Genomic DNA, 21,740 nt, shown 5'->3' with positions numbered 1-21,740 from the left:
ACCTTTTGTACTTTCTAAATACATTCTTATATCTTTGATGTTTTTCTTTTCTAAATAGTTTAAAACTTCTTGAGTAATTTCTATCTTCATTATTATTCCTCTACAATAATAGTTCTATTTATCATAAACTTTATAAGAGAGAATAAAAAGAATGGAGAGGCTAATCCAAAAGTTATTACAACTAAAACTGTCCATCCTAGTAAAAATAATAAACTATCTGCAAATCCTACATCACATCTTAATCTTCTTGCCATTTTTTCTTCACCTCTTTTATTTATTTTATTCTATAATAATATATTTTTTCTTTTAATTTTACAAGATTTTTTCTAAACATCTCTTTGATTTTATAGACATTAAATAATTAATATTGTATAATAAAAAGATAAAATAAAAGAAAAGTAAGGAGCTATAATAATGACAAAAGAACTATTTAAAGGAAGTGTAGTTTTAAATCCTGTTCCTGCTGTAGTTATAACATCTAGAAATAAAGATGGTGTTAATAACGCATTTACCGTTGCATGGACAGGTACTATCTGTACTAATCCTCCTATGCTTTCTATCTCTATTAGACCTGAGAGATTATCATATGAATATATTAAAGAAACAATGGAGTTTACAGTTAACTTACCAAATACTTTCCAAGTAAGAGAAACTGATTATTGTGGTGTTATTTCTGGAAGAGATGTTGATAAAATTAAACATCTAGGGCTTACAGCTAAACCTGGAGAACATGTTAATTCTCCATATTTAGAGGAGTTTCCTATCAATATCGAATGTAAAGTTAAACAAATCATTCCATTAGGAACACATGATTTATTTTTAGCTGAAGTTGTTGGTTCGCATATCAATAAAAATATTATTGATGAAAAAGGTAAAATTCATTTTGAATGGGCTAATTTAATTAATTATTGTCATGGTGAATATTTTCCAATGTCAAAAAAACCTATTGGTCAATTTGGATTCTCTGTTGCTAAAAATCCTTTACTAATAGAAAAATATAAGCATATAAAATCTTATACAGAATATAGAGATGAAAAAAATAATAAAAAACCTAAAAAAAAGGTTAAAAGTAAAGTTAAAAAGAAAAAATAAAATACAATATAAAAGAGCAGATGGGCAGCTTATAACCCATCTGCTCTTTAATTTACAAAAGGAGTGTCGCATGTTTCAAAAATTTAAATTCGAAAAAAGTTTTATTAAAATGTTAATGGCTCTAGCTATTCCTATTATTTTACAAAGTTTGATTACCGCATCATTAAATCTTCTTGATAATATCATGGTTGGAAAGCTTGGAGAAAGTGAAATCGCTGCAGTTGGTTTATCTAATCAATTTTATATGATATTCTTCTATTCAGTAGCTGGTGTAGGAATGGGGGCATCTATTTTCATGTCTCAACTTTGGGGTAAAAAAGATGTCAAAAAAATTCATGAATTTTTAGATTTATCTCTTTTAATCTCACTTGGAGTTTCAATATTTTTTGCTGCAATTGCTTTAATTTTTCCAGCAGATATAATTCATATTTTTTTAAATGATCCAACTGTTACATCTCTAGGAGTTAGTTATTTGAGGATAGTTGCTGTGAGCTATATTCTATCATCTATAACTCTAGCTTATTCAATGGCTTTAAGAAGTACTGCTCAAACTAAACTCCCTATGTATGGAAGTATTGTTGGAATTGCTTTTAATGGTCTTTTAAATTATTTATTTATATTTGGTAAATTTGGTGCTCCTAAGATGGGAGTCGCTGGTGCTGCTTTAGGAACAACTATCTCTAGAACTATGGAACTAGGGTTTCTTTTATTCATGATTTACAATTATAATAATGTAATTGCAACAAAATTCCATGGTTTAAAAGAACTTTCTATAAAAAAATTAAAAGAATTCTTTAAAATTGCTTCTCCAGTTATCTTTAACGATATTATGTGGATTCTAGGAATTTCAACTTATTCTATTGCTTATGCTAAACTTGGAGTTAACGCAACTGCAACTATGCAAATTGCAATTACTGTTAATAATATGTTTAATATATTTGGTATAGGTATTGGAGCTGCCTCTGCTATAATAATTGGTAATAAAATTGGAGCTGGCTTAAAAGATGAAGCGTACTCTCTTTCAATAAAGATATCTCAATTTGGAGTTTTATTAGGAGTAGCCATCGGAATTATTTTCTACTTTATCTCTCCTCTTTTTGTTGGAGTCTTTAAAATAACTCCCGAAACAGCTAAAAATGTAATTACTGTTTTAAAAATAATGGCATTCTTTATTCCTGCAAGATTTTATGCTATTATACAAGTAATAGGTACTTTAAGAGGTGGTGGAGATGTTGTTTATGCAATCGCAACTGAAATGATTGGAATTTGGATTATAGGAATTCCTATGGCCTTTGCTGCTATTCACTTTATCCCGGGATTATCTATAACAACATTATACTTTATAATCTGTTTAGAAGAACTTGTTAAATGTGTTATAACATACCCACGTGTTATGTCATATAAATGGATTAGAAGTTTAGTTTAATTTAGGAGGATTTATGATATCTTTAATTATTTTACTTATTGGAGTTGTTTTTTTAGTTTTAGGAGCAAATTCCCTTGTTGATGGAGCTTCTGTTATAGCTAAAAGATTCAATATTCCTAATATTGTTATTGGACTTACCATCGTAGCTTTTGGAACTTCTGCTCCTGAACTTGTTGTAAATGTCATTTCTGCATTAAATGGTAAAACTGCTATCACATTAGGAAATGTTATAGGAAGTAATGTTATTAATATTCTTGTTATTTTAGGTATTACAGCTATTATCTATCCTTTAACAGTTGCAAGAAACACTGTTAAATTTGAAATACCTATAGCACTTTTTGCTTCAATTTTAACATATGTTTTAGCTAAAAATGGAGTCTTAAGCAAAATTGATGGATTTATATTATTAGGATTTTTTATATTATTTCTTATGTACAATGCCTATTTAACAGTTATGAATAGAGAAGAGAGCGAATTAGAAGTAAAAAATTATACATTACCTATAGCTACTGGTGTTACGATACTTGGCTTTATTCTTCTAGTTTTTGGAGGAAAATTTATTGTTGACTCTGCTGTTGATTTGGCTAGAAACTTTGGAATTTCTGAAAGAGTTATTTCTGTAACAGTTGTTTCTCTAGGAACATCTTTACCAGAGTTAGCAACTTCTGTTGTTGCTGCCTTTAAGAAAAATACTGATATTGCAATAGGAAATGTTGTAGGTTCTAACATCTTTAATACATTTTTCATTCTAGGTGTATCTGCTGTTATCACTCCTATAGATGTTCCTACCACTGCATTTATTGATTTAATTTTAAATATGGTTGCTTCAATTCTTCTTTTAGCATTTGTTTTAAGAAACTATAGATTAAATAGAATTCATGGTCTTCTATTTTTAACAGTATACTCAACTTATTTATACTCTCTTTTTAAGTAGGAGTTGAAAAGGAGGAGATTAAAATTAAAATAATCTACAATAATGATGATCCAGCTATAGGAATTGTTCAAATTATACATGGTATGAGTGAATACTCTAAAAGATATTTGAACTTTACAGATTTTTTAAATAAAAATAGATATATAGTTGTCTTATCTGATCATAGAGGACATGGAGAAGAGGCTTTTAAAAATGGAACCTTAGGACTTTTTAGTAGTTCTTTTGATATTTTAGTTTTTGACCAAGTTAATATAAGTAAAAATTTAAAAGAACAGTTCCCTAATCTACCTTTCTATATTTTAGGGCATAGTATGGGATCCTTTATAGCTCAGAAACACATGAAAGTATATTCTAAAGAAAAATTTAATTATATTTTTATGGGCAGTTGTTACGAAAGAAAATTCATGACTTTTGTTGGTAAAGTTCTTTTTAAATCTATATCTCTTTTAACAGACAATCCTAAAAAAATTTTTAATAATATTATTTTTCTAGGAACTAATTCAAAAATTAAAGATAAAGATAAAAATAGCTCATCTTGGTTAAGTAGAGATCCAAAAGTTGTAAAGGAATTTTTAGATGATCCTCATTGTGGGTTTAGTTATACTCCAAAGTTTTATTATAATTTTTTAGATTTTTTATCTAAGCTTTATAACAAGGATAGCTTTAATTTTGTCAATAAAGCAACTCCTATTTTAATTATTTCTGGTGAAGATGACCCCATTGGACTTTATGGTCTCGGAGTTAAGTCTCTTTATAACTTCTATTTAAATTTAGGTTTTAATAAACTTTCTTTAAAGTTATATAAAGATTGCAGACATGAAATTTTAAATGAACTTAATAAAAATCAAGTATATAACGATATACTACTCTGGATGAAAAAAGAAGGAAAAGTTTAACTTTTCCTTCTTTTATTATTTTAATACTTTTCCTTTTAAAAATTTAAACTCTGATATTAAACTTCTATGCTCTAATTTTTTTATGTCTTGACTGTTAAGCTTAAAAAAATACTGAATCAAAGGCCCTACGCATAATGAGGAAACTACTGTTCCTACTCCTATTGTTCCTCCTAAAATATATCCAAGACCTAAAACAACAATTTCTATACAAGTTTTTATTTTCCATAAGGGATGACTTGATTTTTTAGTTAAAATTACCATTAGTCCGTCTCTTGGACCGCATCCAAGACCTGTAGATATATAAACATAACAACCATAGCTAAATATAAGTATTCCTATTATTAAAATTAATATTTTTTTTAATAATATGTCCCCTTTAGGTATTATATCTAAATAGATATACATATCTATAAATACTCCTACTAATAAAAAATTTATTACAGTTCCGCTTCCAATCGGTTGCTTTAAAAAAATACTAAATAAAACAACGAAAGCTCCTACTAAAAGATTCGCCTCTCCTAGTGTTATTCCAATAGTTCTATTCAACCCTTGATTTAAAACATCCCACGGTGATAATCCTAAATTTGAGTTTAAAATAGTTACAACTCCCAATGCACACAACAATAATCCTAACATTAATTTTAAATACTTCAATATTTCTTGCTTCATGGTCTTTCCTTTCGTAATTTTGCTTGAAATATTATATCATTTTTAAAGAAAAAAGAAAATTTTATTTGATTTTTTTTTTATTTGATGTAAAATGTTGTTGCTAGGGGTGCCTTTGTGGCTGAGAGACTTTGAAAAAAGTTAACCCTTCGAACCTGATTTGGTTAAAACCAACGTAGGGAAGCTATTTTATCAAGTTATTATATAACTGATTAAAAGGCTATACTCTGGTGGGTATAGCTTTTTTTTATAAAATAGCCACCTTAAAAATAAAAAGGAGGTAATTTATTTTGAATTTTAAATTTAATGGCGAATCTATATCTTTAGATTCTACTAGTACAATTAAAGAGTTCATTCACTCGCTTAATTTAAATACTGATGGTCTTATTATTTTATTTAATGATAATATCATAAAAAAAGAAAATTTTGATATTGCTATTGAAGAGGGATGTTCAATTGAAGTCTTAAATTTTGTGTGTGGAGGATAGTTATGGATAAATTATTTATAGGTGGAATAGAATTTAATAATCGTCTTATTACAGGTAGTGGAAAGTTTTCAAATTATTCATTAATTAATGAGATGCTAAATAAATGTGGTAGTGAAATGATTACCGTTGCATTAAGAAGAGTGGATCTTAGCGGAAAAAGTGAAAATATTTTAGAATATGTCCCTAAAAACATTAAACTTCTTCCTAATACAAGTGGAGCAAGAAATGCTGAAGAAGCTATTAAAATTGCAAGAATTGCTAGAGCCTCTGGGTGTGGAGATTTTATAAAAATTGAAATAATAAGCGATATGAAGTATCTAATGCCTGATAACGAAGAAACTATAAAAGCTACTAAAGTACTTGCAAAAGAAGGATTTATTGTTATGCCATATATCAATCCAGATTTAATTGTCGCTAAAAAATTAGAGCTTGCTGGAGCAGCAGCTATTATGCCACTTGGTGCTCCCATTGGATCAAATAAAGGACTCCTAACAAAGCCGATGATTGAAATTCTTGTTGAAAATTGTACTCTTCCTATTATTGTTGATGCTGGAATTGGAAAGCCTTCTCACGCATGTGAAGCTATGGAAATAGGATGTAGTGCTGTTTTAGTTGATACCGCTATTGCAACTAGTGGTGATCCAGTGAAAATGTCCATTGCTTTTAATAAAGCTGTTCAAGCTGGCCGTGAAGCTTACTTAGCTAAATGTGGTAAAATCAATAATACTGCTATTGCCTCTTCTCCTCTTACTGGATTTTTAAGGGATTAGTGAAAATTTATGAAAAAAATTTTACAGCATTATAAATCTTTTGATTATAATAATTTTTTTGAAAAACTAAGTACATCTGATATAGAAAATATTATTGAAAATAGTGGTGAAAAAATTCTTGAAGACTTAGAATTTTTAGCTTTACTTTCTCCAAAAGCTTCAAATTTATTGGAAAAAATGGCCTTAAAAGCTAATTCTCTAACTAAGCAATATTTTGGTAAAGAAATTCACATATATGCTCCTTTATATATTTCAAATATATGTGATAATGAATGTAGTTACTGTGGTTTTAAACATTCAAATCCAATTAAAAGACGTCATTTAACTCTTGAAGAAATTGAGAAAGAAGCTATTTTTATCTCTGAAACTCTTGGTATTCATAGTATTATTTTATTGACCGGAGAAAGCTCTATAAATTCTATAGAATATTTAAAAAATTCAATTAAAATTTTAAAAAAATATTTTTCTACTGTTATAATTGAAGTTCAACCCCTTTCACAAGAGGAGTATGAAATTCTATATAAAGTTGGACTTGATGGTGTTACCGTTTATCAAGAGTGCTATCATAAAGAAACATACTCTAAATATCATCTAAAAGGAAATAAAACAGATTATACATACAGACTAGAAACTCCTAAAAGAGCAGCCTTAGCTAATTTAAGATCTATTAATATCGGTACTTTATTTGGACTTGGAAATCCTATTGAAGAAGCATTTTTATCAGGTATGCATCTAAAATATTTAACAAATACTTTCTTAGGGTCACAATTTTCTATATCTCTTCCTAGAATTAAAGAAGCTTATAGAAATATCAAGCCTGAAAATATTGTAAATGATAAGGAATTTGTGCAATTTATACTAGCTTATCGTTTGGCTTTTCCTATGATTGGAATAAATATCTCAACTAGAGAAGCACAGAATTTTAGGGATAATCTACTCCCTTTAGGAGTCACTAAATATTCTGCAGGTTCTGTCACAGAAGTTGGAGGATACTCTCTTTCAAATAATTCAGAACCTCAATTTGAAACAGACGATCATAGAAGTGTACAAGAGATTATTTCTATGCTAAAAACTAAAGGATATCAACCAATTTTTAAAGATTGGGAAGGTAATTTATGATTAAAATAGGCGTTGCTGGTTGCGGTGGTATAGGTTCAAATGTAGCTATGAACCTCGTTAGAGCAGGTATTAAAAATTTTATTTTAGTCGATTTCGATAAAATTGAAGAAACTAATTTAAATAGACAATTTTATTTTAAAAATCAAATAGGATTATACAAAGCTCCTACATTGATGAAAAATCTAAAATCTATTAATGAAAATTTAAATATTGATTTTTTCGTAGAAAAAATTGATAAAAATAATATCTTAGATTTTTTTTCAGACTGTGATATCATTATTGAAGCTTTTGATAAAAAAGAGTTTAAAACTCTTTTAATTGAAAACTACTCGACTAAATATATTATATCTGCAAATGGTATCGGTGGAAGAGATTTAAAAAATATAAAAAATTTAACATTTAATAAACTAACTGTGATTGGCGATTTTTATAGTGATATAAAAATTTATCAAACATATTCAACTAAAGTTATGTTTATTGCGTGTCTTATGGCAAATAAAGTTTTAGATATAATAGGAGGATTTTCCGATGAAAAAATTTGATTTACCCATTGGAGTTTATGCAATAACAGATTCTAAATCTGGAAAAAATAAAGAATTTTTAGAATATTGTGAAGACCTTTTAAAAGGTGGAGCTAAAATTATACAATACAGAGAAAAAAAGAGAGATTTAAAACTTCTTTTAGAAGAGGCTAAAGCTTTAAGAGAATTGACACTAAAATATAATGCAACTTTTATAGTTAATGACTATCTTGATATTGCTCTTTTATCGGAAGCTGATGGAATTCATATTGGACAAGATGATCTTCCTATAAAAGACGTTAGAAAAATTTTAGGTGAAAATAAAATTATTGGAATTTCTACTCACAATCCTCAAGAAGCACAACAAGCCATTATAGATGGGGCTGATTATATTGGAGTAGGACCAATTTTTTATACAGAAACTAAAGAGGATGTATGTGCTCCAGTTACTTTAGAATATTTGGATTTTGTTAACAAAAATATTAAATTACCTTATGTTGCAATTGGAGGAATCAAAGAAAATAATATAGATAAAGTTCTCGCAATGGGAGCAAAGTCTATCTGTCTTGTTTCAGAGTTAGTTGGTGCAGACAATACTCTTGAAACTACTAAAAGAATTAATAATATAATTAAACATTGGCATAAAAATTAATAAAAAAACCTCTAATTTTACTTAGAGGTTTTTTTATAGACCTAATACAATTTTGTTGTTTGTTAAATTACATTTATCTTCAAGTTCTTTTAGTTTCAATTTACTGGTGTAAATAAACTCTTTATTTTTAAAAACTATAACTTCTTCTTTATAATCTAAAACTTCTACCAGTTGAATATTAATTATAGTTCCTCTATCTAGTTTATAAAAAATATTTGTATGAATAATTTTTTCCTCTACTTCAGAGAAATTTTTCTTTATATCAAAAATTTCTGAATTTGTTAAATGAAATTCTGTCCTCCTTGAAATACTTGAGTATGTGATGTAATTTATTTCTGAAAAACTATATATTCCTCTTTTAAAACTATCAAAAAGATAAAAGGAGGTTATGTTACTCTCTTTTTTTTCTAACTGCTGGATACACTCTTCTAGCTCAAAAATGTCTTTTCTAATTAAACAATCATCCACCAAATTACTTAAAAATAACTTTCGCATCTCTCTAGTTTCATTTTCACCAACTAATGCAATTACTTTTAAATTTTGTTTTTTATATTCAATTAATTTTTCATCTATATTTTCTGTTTTTGAATCAATTATAATAACATCAACATTTTGAATTTCATCACTATTTTTTCTTAAATCAATACATTTATAAGGAATAACTTCATTTAAAATTATTTTCAAATTATTATCTACATCTATCCCTAATATCATTTAAATCAACTCCTCATATAAAGAGTCTAATCTAATTTTACTAACTATACTTCCTATTTTATTAGAAAGATCTAATAAAAAATTTTGTTCTTCTATTGTTAGAGGCGTGTCTCCTTCTTCAACAAAAATTAAAGCAATATATTTATTCTCGTTAAATTCAATTCTATAAGCTGAACTATACTCTTCTAGTTTTATCATATCTTTTGAAATAACAATTTCATTATCATCGCCTTCTGTAATAAATTCTTTATACTCTTCTGGATCAAAAAGTATTTTTACTTTTACATCTACTAATGTTACATTTTTTAAAATTTCTTTTTGTAGAAGTTTTTCAAAGGTTTTTACATCTCTAACTAAACATAATCTATTATATATTTTATCAACCGCTTCATTCTTATATTTCATTATACCTTCAATAATATTTGTATAAAAATCTAAAATAATTATAGTTCCTAAAATCACAGCTGGCTCTGTTAAAGTTTTAAAATAGAAAAGAGATATATAACTTAAGGTTACACCTATAGAATATCTTATAGCTCTCATTACATTTTCTGTATATATCTTAAAAATATAAAAAACAAGACACCAATAAATATAACATATTTCCATCAATTCTATAAAGTAATATAAATTTCTCTCTTTAGGAAATAGTTCTCTAAAAAACTCTAAAACAAAATATGTTATTCCTATTGCAATCCAACTAAAAGATATTTTTTTTCGGACCTTTCTTCTTTGAATAAAAAATTGAAAAAGTGTAATTATAAAAATGATTCTAGTTAAATCTATTACTCTTCTAGCTGTTCTAACAATATTTAAAAATACTGGTGATTCCTCTAATAAATATACGTAAAACTGTGGTGAGTATAATATCAATAGAGTCACTATATTATAAAAATAAATTATCCCTAAACAACTCCAAATAAAAATCCTAAACTTTTTAAATTTTTTAGATAAAATATTTTCTAAAAAATAAAATATTAACAAAAATAAAAGTACTCGTGTTATTGTGTATTCAGCCATAATTAGATAATTATTTTGAAAACCTATTCGTAAACTAAATAACATCTTTCCTATTAAAAGAAAAAATATAACTTTTAAACTATTCCCTTTAGGAATTCTATGTCTACTATTTAAATATATAAAAATATTAAAACCTATTAAACATGCTGTTAAAAAATTCAAAAAAACTTCTTGAATTTTAGAAAATTTTACTCCCTCTAAATTTAAATATATTTTTTCCCAATTTTTTTGCTTCTTTAAAATGTATTCATCTGAATCATCTTTGTATTTTCCCTTTAAAAGATATTCGCCATTTGGAACATTATAAAATAAACTACCATTTAAAAAATTACGTTGTTCTATTTTCTCTTTTAAAATATTTCCACCAATAGGAGATAACGTATATTCTCCTATATTTCTCTCTAACACTTCAAAATTCTTTATCTTAGGAACTACGTATATAAAATCCTTTTTTACTTTTGATAATTCCAATAACTTAAAAGAAAATAAAGCTGTTATTAAAAAAATGAAAATAAGACTTTTTCTATGCATTTTCTCTCCTTTATTTTAATTATATTTTTTTCATTATACCTTTTCTTATAAAAGATATACAAGAAAAATATACCCCAACCTATTTCTTTTCTAAAAGAAAATTTCGATTGGGGTATTTTTTAAAAGATATTAGAAATTGAGTTTATAAGTTCTCCTTCTAATAATGGAGTTGCTTCTTCAAATTTTAAATTAACCTTATTTGCTGTACTAACTACACGTGTTTGATATTTATTCATATTTCCTGAATCTACAGATGTTGTTGCCGCAACTCCTCTAGTTCCTTGCTTTATCAGATTTACATTATCTATAACTACTTTTTTGCTTGTTCTTTCACTAATTACTATATCTGTTATCATTACATAATACACGTCTTCAACTAAAGCATCTGCAGCTGTAGCTACAACTCCACCTACTAAACCTAATCCTATTGCACTATTTACAGAACCAGTATTATACGCTCCTAGTGCTCCTCCTACTCCTGCACCTACTAAACCTGCTTCTGCTGGATTACTATTTCTTAAATCCTCTTTATTTAATTTTAAGATATTAGCCTGTAACCAATAGTTTGATTTTTTAGGGTTATTTGTTATCTTATATCCTTTTGAAATTAATAAACTTTTTATACTATTTTCAATATTTAATGTTTTTGGAGTTGTATTCTTAACTTGAACAAAAATTGTTTTATCCCCTACATACTCTGGATTTAGCCAAATCGTTTCTGACATTTGAGTTTGCACTTCTAAATTTCTCTTTTTTACTATCGTATTTACACTACTACATCCTGTTAATAACATAAAAGTAGATACAATTATTAGTATTATTTTTTTCATTAAATCCTCCTAATTTTCATCTGTTTTTATTTTATTATATCTAATAAATTTTATATTAAGATAAAATTTACATGAATACCCATATTTTTTTACATAAAATATTTATTTTAATGTATAAAATTTAGTATTCAAAGTATATTTTTTCAATATTTATGTAAAAAGTTACCATTTTGTAGTTTTTTATATTAAAATTATAACTAGCAATATAAAGGTGGTGAATAAATGTATATTACATTAAGAAAAAATAAAAAAATAAAAGTAAATATTTTAGGAGAAGGGGATCCTATCATTTTTATCCATTCATATCTTTGGGATAGTAATATGTGGGAGCCTCAACTAAAAGAACTTTCAAAAAGCTTCAAGTGTATCTCTATAGATTTATGGGGGCATGGTGAATCTGACTTTTTAAATAAAGAGGATACTTGTTCTCTTAAAGAACTTACTGAAGATATAATTAATATAGCAGACCAACTAAATATAAAACAATTCGATTATATTGGTTTATCTGTAGGTGCTATGTTAGGTACTTATTTAGCATTAAATTATAGTAATCGAATTAAAAAATTAGTTTTAATGGATGGATATTCTGGAGATGAGCCTATTTCAACACAAGAAAAATATATAAATTTATTAAATACTATTGAACATCTAAAGTATATTCCAGAAGAACTTGCAAATATAATTACCCCAATGTTTTTTAGTAAAAACGAAGGGAATTCAAAAGGAATTTTTTATAGAAATTTTAAAAATGAACTTATGAATAAAAAAGAGAAAAATATTGATACTATTGTTAAATTAGGAAGAGAAATTTTTCAAAGAGAAAATCTTCTAAATGAAATGAAAAATATTAAAAATCCAACCTTATTTTTAGTTGGAGATGAAGATATCCCTAGACCAGCATATGAAAGTCTTGAAATGCATAAGCTAGTTAAAAACTCAAAACTAACTATTATTCCAAATGCTGGGCATATATCTAATTTAGAAAATCCTACATTTGTAAATAGTGAAATAATAAAATTTTTGAATAAATAATAATAAAAAAAGCACAGAGTAATCTGTGCTTAAAATTTCAAAATGGTGCCTAGAAAAGGATTCGAACCTTCGACCGCCCGGGTATGAACCGGGTGCTCTAGCCAACTGAGCTATCTAGGCAAATGGCTGGGGTGGCTGGATTCGAACCAACGCATGACGGAGTCAAAGTCCGTTGCCTTACCGCTTGGCGACACCCCAAAGTGGTGCGTCATACTGGGCTCGAACCAGTGACAACACGATTAAAAGTCGTGTGCTCTACCATCTGAGCTAATGACGCATTTTTTATGGAGCGGGAGACGAGGGTCGAACTCGCGACATTCAGCTTGGAAGGCTGACGCTCTACCAACTGAGCTACTCCCGCATTTTTATAAATTTTATGGGGTGACCGACGGGATTCGAACCCGCGACAACCAGATCCACAAACTGGCGCTCTACCAACTGAACTACGGCCACCATAAAATGGTGCCTGGGGCCGGAATCGAACCGGCACGCTATCAGATAGCTCAGGATTTTAAGTCCTGTGCGTCTACCTATTCCGCCACCCAGGCGTTGATTTCTCGCTTTCGCTTTCAACAAAATAATAGTACCATTTTTTTCAGTAAAAGTCAACAAGTTTTTTATTTTTTTATAAAAAAGTTTTTATTGCAACTTTTTTCAACTTATGATACCATTGAATGACTCTATATTTAGGAGAATTAAAAAGAAACTAAGCGCCAGAACTTTTTAAGTTGACGAGGACTGGAATCATCGAACATTCGGCGGGTATTCCAGAGGTGACTACAACCTTAGACCTTCTACAAATCTAAAAGGTGACTTTTAGGACAAAGGAAAGTAAGTAGTGATTCTTCTTAAATATAAAGAACATTGAAAATTAAATATTTTAAGGAGGATTTTTTATGTGTGGAATTGTTGGTTACATAGGAAAAGGAGATGCTAAAAGCGTTGTTTTACAAGGGTTGGAAAAACTTGAGTACAGAGGATACGACTCAGCTGGTATCGCAATTATAAAGGATTCTAAAATTATAGTTGAAAAGAAAAAAGGTAAACTAAAAAATTTAGAAACTCACCTAGAGGGAATGGATTTAGACTCTCATATTGGAATCGGTCATACAAGATGGGCTACTCATGGTGAGCCATCTGATAGAAATTCTCATCCTCACTTTAGTGAAGATATGTCTATTGCAGTAGTTCATAACGGAATTATTGAAAATTATTCAATATTAAAAAATGAACTTATTGAAAAGGGTTATAGATTCAATTCTGACACAGATACCGAAGTGGTTGCGCATCTTATTCATTCTCTTTATAAAGGAAACCTTTTTAATGCTGTTACAGAAGCTATAAAACAGCTTAGAGGGAGTTATGCTCTTGGAATTCTTCATAAAGATTTTCCAGATGAAATTATCTGTGCAAGAAAGGATAGTCCACTTGTAATCGGAGTTGGTGAAAATGAAAACATTATCGCATCTGATGTCCCTGCACTTCTAAAATATACTAAGAATGTGTATTTTTTAGAAGATGGAGATATCGCTAGATTAACTGCTAGCTCTATTGAAATCTTTGACAAAACTTTAAATTCTGTAAGAAGAGAAATTAAAGTTATTGAATGGGACTACGAGCAGGCTACTAAAGCTGGCTTCCCTCATTTTATGATTAAAGAAATTTTCGAACAGCCAAAATCTATCGAAGAAACTTTGAATAGAAGAGTTCACAATGGAATCATTGACTTCTCTGATGTTTTATCTGATGATGAAATCAATAAATTTGATATGATTCATATTGTCGCTTGTGGAACTGCGTATCATGCTGGATTACAAGGACAATATGCTTTAAGAGAAATTTCTAGAATTAACTCTTTAGTTGAAATTGCATCTGAATATAGATATATGAATCCTTTTGTTAACGAAAATACCTTAGCTATTTTTGTAAGCCAATCTGGTGAAACCTTAGATACACTTGCAGCTTTAAAAGAAGCAAAATCTAGAGGTGCAAAAACATTAGCTATTACTAACGTTGTTGGTTCAACTATTTCAAGAGAAGCTCATAACACAATTTATACTATGGCTGGTCCTGAAATTGCAGTTGCTTCTACTAAAGCTTATACAACACAGGTGACTATTTTTCAATTATTAGCTATATATTTAGCTGAGAAAAAAGGAAGATTAACTAAAGAAAAAGTAGAAAAGTTAGTATCTTCTTTATATAGTATTCCAGAAAAAATTAAAACTACTTTAGATAATACCGAAATTATTAAAAATGTTGCAAACTTTATGAAAGATAAGCATAATGGTTTTTATATTGGAAGAGGTGTTGATTTTGCTACAGCTCTAGAAGGATCATTAAAAATGAAAGAGATTACATATATTCATACTGAAGCCTTTCCTGCTGGAGAGTTAAAGCACGGTTCAATAGCTTTAATAGAACCGGGAACACCCGTTGTAGTTATCGGAATGCAATCAAATCTTTTAGAAAAAACAATATCAAATATAAAAGAACTTAAAGCTAGAGGAGCACATATTATAACTGTTGCAAGAAAATCTTGTGAAGAAGCTATTGACGTTTCTGATGAGTTTATCGGCGTAGAAGATATTGAAGATGTTTTCTCTGTTTTATTAGCTATTATTCCGCTACAGCTTTTATCATACTTTACATCAGTAGATAAAGGTATCGATGTAGATAAACCTAGAAATCTAGCAAAATCAGTAACTGTTGAATAATTCAAAAAGAGCCAATAGGCTCTTTTTTTTATACTTATTAAGTAGAAATTAACATTTTTTCATGTTATAATATTTTTACTTTAGGAGGTTATATATGAATGATAGATTAAAAGGTACAATTTGGATGTGTATCTCTGCTTTAGGGATGGCACTAATGGGAGCTACAGTTAAATTTATTGGTAGCGATATCTCGACTTTTGAAAAACTTTTTTTTAGAAATCTTATTGGTGTAGTTATGTTACTTTTTACAATGAGAGGACAAAATATAAATATTTGGGGAAGTAGTAATAGAAGTAGATTATTTATGGTTTACAGATGTGTTATCGGGTTAACTGGTGCAGTTTTATATTTTTATTGCATAAACAAACTCTATTTAGCTGATTCAGCTTTATTAAATAAACTTTCACCATTCTTTGTAACTATTTTTGCAACTTTATTCTTAAAAGAAAAACTTGAAAGGCATCAAATCCCTATTTTAATCGTTGTATTATTTGGAGCTCTTCTTGTTATCAAACCTAAATTTAGTTTTGAAATGCTTCCAGCTCTAGCAGGATTCTTGTCAGCTATTTTTGCTGGTGGTGCCTATACTTTAGTTAGATATCTTAGAACTATGGAAGAACCATCAACTTTAGTTTTATGGTTTTCAGCTTTTTCCATGGTAGGAATGATTCCACCTATGTTAATACAAGGATTTGTTATTCCTAGTGGTGTCCAATTATTTTATCTTATTTTAACTGGTATTTTTGCAACTGTTGGACAAATTGGTTTAGCATACGCTTATAAATATGCTTTAGCTAGTGAGGTTTCTATATACCAGTACTTAAGTATTATATTTTCAGCTATAATTGGGTTTATGTTTTGGAAAGAAATTCCAGATACTTTAAGTCTGATTGGTGGATTAATAATTATTGGAGCAGCTATTTTTAACTACAGATTATCAAAAAAGTGATTGCTATGGCAATCACTTTTTTATCTCTTCTATCACACTGTTTAACTTCACATTTTGTTTATTTTTATATTCCTTATATTCTTCTATAACCTTATCGTCTATAAAATAATATCTTTCATCATTTAGCTGATAACTTTTTAAAGGGTATTTTTCTATTCTAACATCTTTTTTTTCTAATCTTATAACTGTTGAACAACTCTTTCTACAAGGTTCTAAAGGAGAGCAAGTTTTAAAACAATCATCTTTTTCATAGATTTTATATGATATATATCTACAACATATCGGCCTTAATTTATATATCAAACATTTTCCTAGTTCTTTATCGTGAAAATAGCAAACACTTTCCTCTAGTTTATTTTTCAATACTTTTTCTTTTACTTCATTATTTTTTCTTAAAAACTCTACTATCTCTCTCTTTTCATCTAAGGATATTAATGAATAATCCCAATTGCAACAACCACATGAATTAGAGGTTTGATTGCATAATCTTTCTCCATTCAACTTCACTATTTTATTTTTTGCATCTTCCAATATTTCTCTTAATATTTTCATTTCCTCTTCCTTTTAAAACGTATACGAAATACCTATTGTTAGTGTTCTACCTATTGCAGGATAGTATTGTCGTCTAAATTTCCATTCATTATTCTCATAATTATCATCCCAATATCCTGCATATTCGTCATACTTTTCATCAAATATATTTTCAATTCTACCTGTTATCATAAAATCAGAAGTTATTTTATAATAAGCAGATAAATCAAAGGTTATATATTCACCGGAATTTTTACCTCTTAAATTTTCTAAATCATCTAAATCATACGATTGACTATAGTAGACACCTTCAAAAGTTGTAGAAAATTTTTCAGTAAAATCATATGTTAATCCACCTGTTATTTTCCAATTGGGTACACTTGGTATCTCAGAACCTGCATATTCACCGTCTACTATTTTACTTTTTATATAAGTTATAGATGACTTTAAAGTTAATTTATCTATATAGTGTTCAGCAACTCCTTCAAATCCAACTCTTTCAGTTTTTCCAATGTTATAGTTTACCATACCTGAAAACTCTGGTGGTATAGCTGAATATATCTCATCATGTGTTTTTTTATAAAATGTAGAAATAGATAAATATGTGTCATTAAGAAAATCTTTAAGTCCTATCTCAATTGTATCTTGAACTTGAGGCTTTAATTTCTCTGAATTTTTTGTATATCTCATTTCAGAAGCTGTCGGAGTTCTAAAAGCTCTATTATATGAGATATAAGTAGAACCTGTGTCAGAATATAAATAGTTAGCACTTAATTCATAAGAGTAATTATTATATTTACTATCATCTTTCGTTCCAATTTTATTCCAATTATTTAAACTCGCGTCTCTCCAATAAAAATTATATTTTGAATAGTCATATCTTATTCCTTGACTCAATTGTAATTTACCAACCTCATACTTATTCATAAAAAATGTTCCAAAGTTTTCTTTAGTGGAATTCCCTGACTGTACATTTTTATATCCCATTATCTTATCCTTACCATTCTCCCCTAATCCTGTTACCTTCTTATACTCCTTTCCAACTGAATAAGGTTTAAAAGCTTCATCTAAATAGTCCATACCCACTATAAAATACCCATCTGGACTATAATTATGTTTTATTTGAGCTTTTACATACTTTCGCTCATCATCTCCATCTCTTTTAAAGCTTCCATAATATTTGTTTCCTGCATATCTATTAAAATTACTATTTTTTCTATAATAATAGTTTCCATATATTAGGAATTCTGTATCTGAAGATATATTTTTAGAAATTTTTAAATAGTTATCATTAGACTCATATTTTGAACCTGAAATTTTCCCAGGATTTTTTCTATCGTTATCAGATATATATCTCGGAACAGCTACTCCTAATTTATTTTTATCTCTATTATAAGTATACTTATACTCTATCTCTCCATTTTTCAAAAGATATTTAGCTTTTAAATTAAATGAATGATTTCTAAAATCTTCATGTTCTCTCCATCCATTATTGCTATCTTCAACAAAAGCTACTTCAGCTAAAAATTTATCTGTTATTTTTGCACCATAAAGAAATCCATATTTTCTAGTATTATAACTTCCATAATCACCAAAAATATTTCCATAAAAATCTTTATTTTCAACATTTTTAGTCAATACATTTATTACACCACCGATTGCTTTATCTCCGTAAAGTATGTTTCCTCCTCCAGGAATAACCTCTACCCTATCAATCATAGCTAAAGGTAAATTAGATATCTGACTAGGTGATACTGGTACTCCATCTAAGGTTATTAAAGAGTTCCGATCACTATACATAGAATTTAATCCTCTTATATCAAACTTTATTGTTCCTGCATATCTTGTCACTCTTATTCCTGGTACATTTTTCAATACATCTACTAAATCTTTTGCTCCACTATCTTTAATCTCTTGTGAAGTAACAATACTTATATTTGCAGATGTATCCCTAACAGTGGTTTCAAAATTTTCTGTTGTTATAACACTATCGCTTAATTTGATAACTTTATTAGTATTCTCACCAAAAGATATGATGGAAAATAACAAATAACTTATTCCTAATATTTTTCTACTCATCTTTCCTCCCATTTGATTTTCTTCTTAAATAACAATTACTCAATATAGAAAAATATTAGATAATTAAAAAATCTAATAAAAATCAAAAGCCCATTAAACTTTAGTTTTTATTAGAAATTAGAAGTTTTTATTTAATTACAAAAAATTGTATTATAAAATACACTCTTCTTTCTCATCTTTCCCCCACGAAAAATAAAAAACTAAATTTTAAATAAGTCTCCTGACTTAGTTTCATCCTACTCCTAACCCTTCCCAGATTTTATAATCCAGTGGTTCTATCAGTTTCGTCCACAATACAGTAGCTTGGGGCTGCGTGGGATTCTCACCCATCTTCCTCTATTAAGCCTTTTGGCATTTAAAATACTTTTATAATATAATACTTTAAATTTATTTTGTCAATTATTTGAATATAACATTTATTATTTGAATATTTTTTTTCATTTTGACTTCTTTTTTATATTATAAAAAAAAGAAGCAGAATATCTACTTCTTCTCTAATTATAAAACTTTTCTAACTTGCCAAAAATGATTATTCCAATAACTATCTATCTCAGAAATTACAACACCCTTTGATGTTGATGCATGCATAAATTTATTATTACCTAAATAAACTCCAACATGATGAGTTTTTCTCCATCCAATCTTAAAAAAGACTAAATCACCAACTTCCCAATAATTAGGTTTTTTTATTTTATCTCCCTCTTGGGCCATATTTTTAGTTGTTCTTGGCAATTTCTTTGAAAACTTTTCTTTATAAAGGTGCTGCATTAGAGCTGAACAATCCACTCCGCTTTTAGTTGTACCTCCTAGCCTATATCTAGTCCCTTTCCAACTTTTATAAAAAGCGGTTATTTTAGCAGTTCTTTCATTTCTTTCTCTTTCACTAATCCTAGCTGATGAACATCCTGTGAATATAATTAAAACGAACAAAAGTAATATTTTCAAAAGAAATCTATTATTTTTTAACAAAATTTAATTTTACTCCTGAATTTGTAAGTAGTATAATCCCATCTTTTGTTACCTCAATCTCTTTTGAATCTTTAAGATTTTTTAAATACTCTTGCTCTTGTATCATTAAATTTTCAGGTCCCATCATTCTAGTAGATCCAGGCTCTTGAATCGAAATTTTATTTCCTTCTAATGTATAGTTTGCAAAATATCTGTTAACACTTGAAGTTCCAGAAACCTTATCTTTCTCAAAATTAATATCAATTTCACTTTCTGGAAGAACACCTTGAAGAATATATGTATTCCCTATAATTTGAGAACTTATATCCTCTTTTTTTCCAAAACATCCTACAAATAACATAGTTGTAATTAAAAACAATAGTAGCTTCTTCATTTTTTCACCTCTTCTTTATTATTATTTCCTATTCTAACATGTTCAGCTTTAATTCTCCATATAAAATTTTAAATTTATTTTATCTATTATTTCATTATTTTTATTTAATATATCATATGTAATTTCTTGACCTTGTTCAAATTTTTCCAACTCGTCAATGGAAACAAAAACTTTTCCATTCTCAACTTTAATTTTCATATTTTCAAACAATATTACTCTAGAATTTCCTAAATTATCTATAACCTCTTCAATATTATTAAGTTTTATTTTTAAGTTTTTATAGTTTTTATTTATAATATTTGAAGATTCAATTTCATAATATTTATTATTTTTTTCTGAATCACCTATCTGTATTTTATCCTGACTATTATAATTTTTAGTTATTCCTATGATTTTAAAAATCTCCTTTTTACCACTTAAAATAACTATTTTATCTATCAACGTATTTTTTTTATTTTTATAAGCTATACTCAAAATATCTCCTGAAATTTTGTAAGTCTTATTATAATTTAAATCTTTTGGTAGCTCTACTCCTATAAAAATTTCATTTGAATTTTTAAATATATTACCATAATCTAACTCCTCAAGAAAAACTCCTGGATATTTCTCTATCAAAGGGACAACTTTAACAGTATTTCTATAATAATTAGTATCTTGATTATCTCCTTCTATTACCCCTTCTGGCTTTAAAATCAATCTTAATCCATCTAATTTATTTTCACTTTTTGTTATTTCTAAATTATAATCATTTAATTGTATTTTTTTAACTATCAAATATTTTTTTCCATACTCTTGTTTTTTCAAAATTGGATTTTTATAATCAAAATCTAAATATATATCCGAATTGAAATTAGGCATTTCTATCTTCAGAACTTGTGTCTCAATTTTGTCAGGATATTTATATTCTATTTCTAATTCATATTCTTTTTCTTTTAAATCCCATTCATAAATCATTAATTCCATTTTTTGTCTATTTAAACTTTTCCATTTTAACTCTATAATCAAGCCATCTAAATCTATTTTCTCCATTTGAAAAGTATATTTATCCCAAATAACACTTTTTTCTTTTATTATTTCTTTGCCTTTTTTAATTATAACTTTCTCTAAATTTTTATCTATCTTCAAATTTTTTCCTAAAATATCTACAGTTGAAAAATATCCAACTGTATTTGGATAGGTTGGAATTGGAATATCAGAAAGAACGAGGTAATGTCCCTTTCCTAGTAACGGTTCATTGGATTTATATTTTAAAGTTACTACATTTTTTATTGCCATTATATTTGTATAAATCAAAAGCAATAGTATTAATATATTTTTCATATTTCCCCCAAATGTTTTTTCTATATATACTTCTATTAAATTATACTATATTTTTTTTATTAAAAAAAGAAATGTTACAAAAAATAAAAAAACTCCTTCTATAAGGAGTTA

At 27.6% G+C, this 21,740-nt stretch carries 22 protein-coding genes, 6 tRNA genes and 2 riboswitches; of the genes, 12 read left to right on the top strand and 16 right to left on the bottom strand.

All coding sequences use genetic code 11. The features are described 5' to 3' along the window. Positions 1 to 92: 92 nt before the first annotated feature. Positions 93 to 254: a hypothetical protein gene (locus H5J23_RS13505; protein WP_023049725.1), complete on the bottom strand. Its 162-nt coding sequence runs from the start codon at positions 252 to 254 to the stop codon at positions 93 to 95. 160 nt (positions 255 to 414) lie between these two features. Between H5J23_RS13505 and H5J23_RS13500 the strand changes: the two genes are divergently transcribed. The 4 genes from H5J23_RS13500 to H5J23_RS13485 all read left to right on the top strand — a co-directional run bounded on the left by H5J23_RS13500 (position 415) and on the right by H5J23_RS13485 (position 4,348). Beyond that, positions 415 to 1,092 (top strand): flavin reductase family protein, encoded by a 678-nt coding sequence (locus H5J23_RS13500; protein ID WP_185892778.1) that lies wholly within the window; start codon positions 415 to 417, stop codon positions 1,090 to 1,092. A 70-nt stretch (positions 1,093 to 1,162) separates the two neighbouring features. Beyond that, a complete protein-coding gene (locus H5J23_RS13495) occupies positions 1,163 to 2,518 on the top strand; it encodes an MATE family efflux transporter (RefSeq protein ID WP_040407486.1) in 1,356 nt (451 codons plus the stop codon). A gap of 13 nt (positions 2,519 to 2,531) precedes the next feature. Then, positions 2,532 to 3,452 carry a calcium/sodium antiporter gene (locus tag H5J23_RS13490; protein WP_023049728.1) on the top strand — a complete coding sequence of 307 codons (921 nt, stop codon included), beginning with the start codon at positions 2,532 to 2,534 and terminating at the stop codon, positions 3,450 to 3,452. A 17-nt stretch (positions 3,453 to 3,469) separates the two neighbouring features. Then, a complete protein-coding gene (locus H5J23_RS13485; protein ID WP_370523864.1) occupies positions 3,470 to 4,348 on the top strand; it encodes an alpha/beta fold hydrolase in 879 nt (292 codons plus the stop codon). 15 nt (positions 4,349 to 4,363) lie between these two features. On the opposite strand, the gene H5J23_RS13480 is transcribed toward H5J23_RS13485, so the two are convergent. Then, positions 4,364 to 5,017 (bottom strand): YitT family protein, encoded by a 654-nt coding sequence (locus H5J23_RS13480; protein WP_185892774.1) that lies wholly within the window; start codon positions 5,015 to 5,017, stop codon positions 4,364 to 4,366. Between the two features lie 92 nt (positions 5,018 to 5,109). Further along, a riboswitch (TPP riboswitch) is annotated at positions 5,110 to 5,213 on the top strand. Between the two features lie 91 nt (positions 5,214 to 5,304). On the opposite strand from H5J23_RS13480, the gene thiS reads away from it, so the two are divergent. The 5 genes from thiS to thiE are packed head-to-tail and all read left to right on the top strand — an operon-like array spanning position 5,305 to position 8,564. Beyond that, a complete protein-coding gene (gene thiS, locus H5J23_RS13475) occupies positions 5,305 to 5,502 on the top strand; it encodes a sulfur carrier protein ThiS (RefSeq protein WP_023049731.1) in 198 nt (65 codons plus the stop codon). Positions 5,503 to 5,504: 2 nt separating this feature from the next. Beyond that, the gene (locus H5J23_RS13470; RefSeq protein WP_023049732.1) at positions 5,505 to 6,272 is read left to right on the top strand and encodes a thiazole synthase; all 768 of its coding nucleotides are present in this window, start codon (positions 5,505 to 5,507) and stop codon (positions 6,270 to 6,272) included. Positions 6,273 to 6,281: 9 nt separating this feature from the next. Then, a complete protein-coding gene (gene thiH, locus H5J23_RS13465; protein WP_185892772.1) occupies positions 6,282 to 7,391 on the top strand; it encodes a 2-iminoacetate synthase ThiH in 1,110 nt (369 codons plus the stop codon). Then, positions 7,388 to 7,933, top strand: a complete 546-nt coding sequence (gene thiF / locus H5J23_RS13460) for a sulfur carrier protein ThiS adenylyltransferase ThiF (RefSeq protein ID WP_023049734.1) — start codon at positions 7,388 to 7,390, stop codon at positions 7,931 to 7,933. Before thiH ends, thiF begins: the two co-directional genes overlap by 4 nt. Next, positions 7,920 to 8,564, top strand: coding sequence for a thiamine phosphate synthase (gene thiE, locus H5J23_RS13455; protein ID WP_185892770.1), 645 nt, complete (start codon positions 7,920 to 7,922; stop codon positions 8,562 to 8,564). Before thiF ends, thiE begins: the two co-directional genes overlap by 14 nt. 33 nt (positions 8,565 to 8,597) lie before the next feature. On the opposite strand, the gene H5J23_RS13450 is transcribed toward thiE, so the two are convergent. The 3 genes from H5J23_RS13450 to traT all read right to left on the bottom strand — a co-directional run bounded on the left by H5J23_RS13450 (position 8,598) and on the right by traT (position 11,659). After that, positions 8,598 to 9,278 carry a LytTR family transcriptional regulator DNA-binding domain-containing protein gene (locus H5J23_RS13450; RefSeq protein WP_023049736.1) on the bottom strand — a complete coding sequence of 227 codons (681 nt, stop codon included), beginning with the start codon at positions 9,276 to 9,278 and terminating at the stop codon, positions 8,598 to 8,600. After that, positions 9,279 to 10,829, bottom strand: a complete 1,551-nt coding sequence (locus tag H5J23_RS13445) for a hypothetical protein (protein WP_023049737.1) — start codon at positions 10,827 to 10,829, stop codon at positions 9,279 to 9,281. A 119-nt stretch (positions 10,830 to 10,948) separates the two neighbouring features. Next, positions 10,949 to 11,659 (bottom strand): complement resistance protein TraT, encoded by a 711-nt coding sequence (gene traT, locus H5J23_RS13440; RefSeq protein WP_185892768.1) that lies wholly within the window; start codon positions 11,657 to 11,659, stop codon positions 10,949 to 10,951. Positions 11,660 to 11,881: 222 nt separating this feature from the next. On the opposite strand from traT, the gene H5J23_RS13435 reads away from it, so the two are divergent. Next, a complete protein-coding gene (locus H5J23_RS13435; RefSeq protein ID WP_185892766.1) occupies positions 11,882 to 12,691 on the top strand; it encodes an alpha/beta fold hydrolase in 810 nt (269 codons plus the stop codon). 43 nt (positions 12,692 to 12,734) lie between these two features. On the opposite strand, the gene H5J23_RS13430 is transcribed toward H5J23_RS13435, so the two are convergent. The 6 genes from H5J23_RS13430 to H5J23_RS13405 form a co-directional block, all read right to left on the bottom strand. Beyond that, positions 12,735 to 12,811, bottom strand: a tRNA-Met gene (locus H5J23_RS13430). A 3-nt stretch (positions 12,812 to 12,814) separates the two neighbouring features. Beyond that, positions 12,815 to 12,889, bottom strand: a tRNA-Gln gene (locus tag H5J23_RS13425). Between the two features lie 3 nt (positions 12,890 to 12,892). Further along, a tRNA-Lys gene (locus H5J23_RS13420) sits at positions 12,893 to 12,968 on the bottom strand. 8 nt (positions 12,969 to 12,976) lie between these two features. Then, positions 12,977 to 13,052 (bottom strand) — tRNA-Gly (locus tag H5J23_RS13415). A 16-nt stretch (positions 13,053 to 13,068) separates the two neighbouring features. Next, a tRNA-His gene (locus tag H5J23_RS13410) sits at positions 13,069 to 13,144 on the bottom strand. A 7-nt stretch (positions 13,145 to 13,151) separates the two neighbouring features. Further along, positions 13,152 to 13,239: transfer RNA gene (locus H5J23_RS13405), tRNA-Leu, on the bottom strand. Positions 13,240 to 13,587: 348 nt separating this feature from the next. On the opposite strand from H5J23_RS13405, the gene glmS reads away from it, so the two are divergent. Both glmS and H5J23_RS13395 read left to right on the top strand, forming a co-directional pair. After that, positions 13,588 to 15,408: a glutamine--fructose-6-phosphate transaminase (isomerizing) gene (gene glmS, locus H5J23_RS13400; protein ID WP_185892764.1), complete on the top strand. Its 1,821-nt coding sequence runs from the start codon at positions 13,588 to 13,590 to the stop codon at positions 15,406 to 15,408. A gap of 94 nt (positions 15,409 to 15,502) precedes the next feature. After that, positions 15,503 to 16,357, top strand: coding sequence for a DMT family transporter (locus H5J23_RS13395; protein WP_023052360.1), 855 nt, complete (start codon positions 15,503 to 15,505; stop codon positions 16,355 to 16,357). Positions 16,358 to 16,369: 12 nt separating this feature from the next. Here H5J23_RS13395 and H5J23_RS13390 read toward each other — a convergent pair whose 3' ends face one another. From H5J23_RS13390 to H5J23_RS13370, 5 genes are all read right to left on the bottom strand, one after another. Beyond that, a complete protein-coding gene (locus H5J23_RS13390) occupies positions 16,370 to 16,909 on the bottom strand; it encodes a hypothetical protein (RefSeq protein ID WP_023052361.1) in 540 nt (179 codons plus the stop codon). A gap of 12 nt (positions 16,910 to 16,921) precedes the next feature. Continuing rightward, entirely contained in the window at positions 16,922 to 18,967 is a 2,046-nt protein-coding gene (locus tag H5J23_RS13385) for a TonB-dependent receptor (protein WP_185892763.1), read from the bottom strand. Positions 18,968 to 19,159: 192 nt separating this feature from the next. Next, positions 19,160 to 19,341: riboswitch (cobalamin riboswitch) on the bottom strand. A gap of 124 nt (positions 19,342 to 19,465) precedes the next feature. After that, positions 19,466 to 19,936: a C40 family peptidase gene (locus H5J23_RS13380; protein ID WP_221892838.1), complete on the bottom strand. Its 471-nt coding sequence runs from the start codon at positions 19,934 to 19,936 to the stop codon at positions 19,466 to 19,468. Next, the gene (locus tag H5J23_RS13375) at positions 19,923 to 20,309 is read right to left on the bottom strand and encodes an META domain-containing protein (protein ID WP_023052364.1); all 387 of its coding nucleotides are present in this window, start codon (positions 20,307 to 20,309) and stop codon (positions 19,923 to 19,925) included. Before H5J23_RS13375 ends, H5J23_RS13380 begins: the two co-directional genes overlap by 14 nt. A gap of 48 nt (positions 20,310 to 20,357) precedes the next feature. Further along, positions 20,358 to 21,629 carry a hypothetical protein gene (locus H5J23_RS13370; RefSeq protein ID WP_185892761.1) on the bottom strand — a complete coding sequence of 424 codons (1,272 nt, stop codon included), beginning with the start codon at positions 21,627 to 21,629 and terminating at the stop codon, positions 20,358 to 20,360. Positions 21,630 to 21,740: the final 111 nt, after the last annotated feature.

The organism is Cetobacterium sp. 2G large, from assembly GCF_014250655.1.
In the GTDB taxonomy this organism is placed as follows: Bacteria; Fusobacteriota; Fusobacteriia; order Fusobacteriales; family Fusobacteriaceae; genus Cetobacterium_A; species Cetobacterium_A somerae.
The sequence above is the reverse complement of the archived record's forward strand: the minus strand, read 5'-3'. Positions and strand labels throughout refer to the sequence as shown.

What these genes read in the sequence shown, in the direction of transcription:
- H5J23_RS13505 (WP_023049725.1), bottom strand. Translation starts at nt 254, where the DNA reads ATGGCAAGAAGATTAAGATGTGATGTAGGATTTGCAGATAGTTTATTA.
- H5J23_RS13500 (WP_185892778.1), top strand. Translation starts at nt 415, where the DNA reads ATGACAAAAGAACTATTTAAAGGAAGTGTAGTTTTAAATCCTGTTCCT.
- H5J23_RS13495 (WP_040407486.1), top strand. Translation starts at nt 1,163, where the DNA reads ATGTTTCAAAAATTTAAATTCGAAAAAAGTTTTATTAAAATGTTAATG.
- H5J23_RS13490 (WP_023049728.1), top strand. Translation starts at nt 2,532, where the DNA reads ATGATATCTTTAATTATTTTACTTATTGGAGTTGTTTTTTTAGTTTTA.
- H5J23_RS13480 (WP_185892774.1), bottom strand. Translation starts at nt 5,017, where the DNA reads ATGAAGCAAGAAATATTGAAGTATTTAAAATTAATGTTAGGATTATTG.
- H5J23_RS13470 (WP_023049732.1), top strand. Translation starts at nt 5,505, where the DNA reads ATGGATAAATTATTTATAGGTGGAATAGAATTTAATAATCGTCTTATT.
- thiH (WP_185892772.1), top strand. Translation starts at nt 6,282, where the DNA reads ATGAAAAAAATTTTACAGCATTATAAATCTTTTGATTATAATAATTTT.
- thiF (WP_023049734.1), top strand. Translation starts at nt 7,388, where the DNA reads ATGATTAAAATAGGCGTTGCTGGTTGCGGTGGTATAGGTTCAAATGTA.
- thiE (WP_185892770.1), top strand. Translation starts at nt 7,920, where the DNA reads ATGAAAAAATTTGATTTACCCATTGGAGTTTATGCAATAACAGATTCT.
- H5J23_RS13450 (WP_023049736.1), bottom strand. Translation starts at nt 9,278, where the DNA reads ATGATATTAGGGATAGATGTAGATAATAATTTGAAAATAATTTTAAAT.
- H5J23_RS13445 (WP_023049737.1), bottom strand. Translation starts at nt 10,829, where the DNA reads ATGCATAGAAAAAGTCTTATTTTCATTTTTTTAATAACAGCTTTATTT.
- traT (WP_185892768.1), bottom strand. Translation starts at nt 11,659, where the DNA reads ATGAAAAAAATAATACTAATAATTGTATCTACTTTTATGTTATTAACA.
- H5J23_RS13435 (WP_185892766.1), top strand. Translation starts at nt 11,882, where the DNA reads ATGTATATTACATTAAGAAAAAATAAAAAAATAAAAGTAAATATTTTA.
- glmS (WP_185892764.1), top strand. Translation starts at nt 13,588, where the DNA reads ATGTGTGGAATTGTTGGTTACATAGGAAAAGGAGATGCTAAAAGCGTT.
- H5J23_RS13395 (WP_023052360.1), top strand. Translation starts at nt 15,503, where the DNA reads ATGAATGATAGATTAAAAGGTACAATTTGGATGTGTATCTCTGCTTTA.
- H5J23_RS13390 (WP_023052361.1), bottom strand. Translation starts at nt 16,909, where the DNA reads ATGAAAATATTAAGAGAAATATTGGAAGATGCAAAAAATAAAATAGTG.
- H5J23_RS13385 (WP_185892763.1), bottom strand. Translation starts at nt 18,967, where the DNA reads ATGAGTAGAAAAATATTAGGAATAAGTTATTTGTTATTTTCCATCATA.
- H5J23_RS13375 (WP_023052364.1), bottom strand. Translation starts at nt 20,309, where the DNA reads ATGAAGAAGCTACTATTGTTTTTAATTACAACTATGTTATTTGTAGGA.
- H5J23_RS13370 (WP_185892761.1), bottom strand. Translation starts at nt 21,629, where the DNA reads ATGAAAAATATATTAATACTATTGCTTTTGATTTATACAAATATAATG.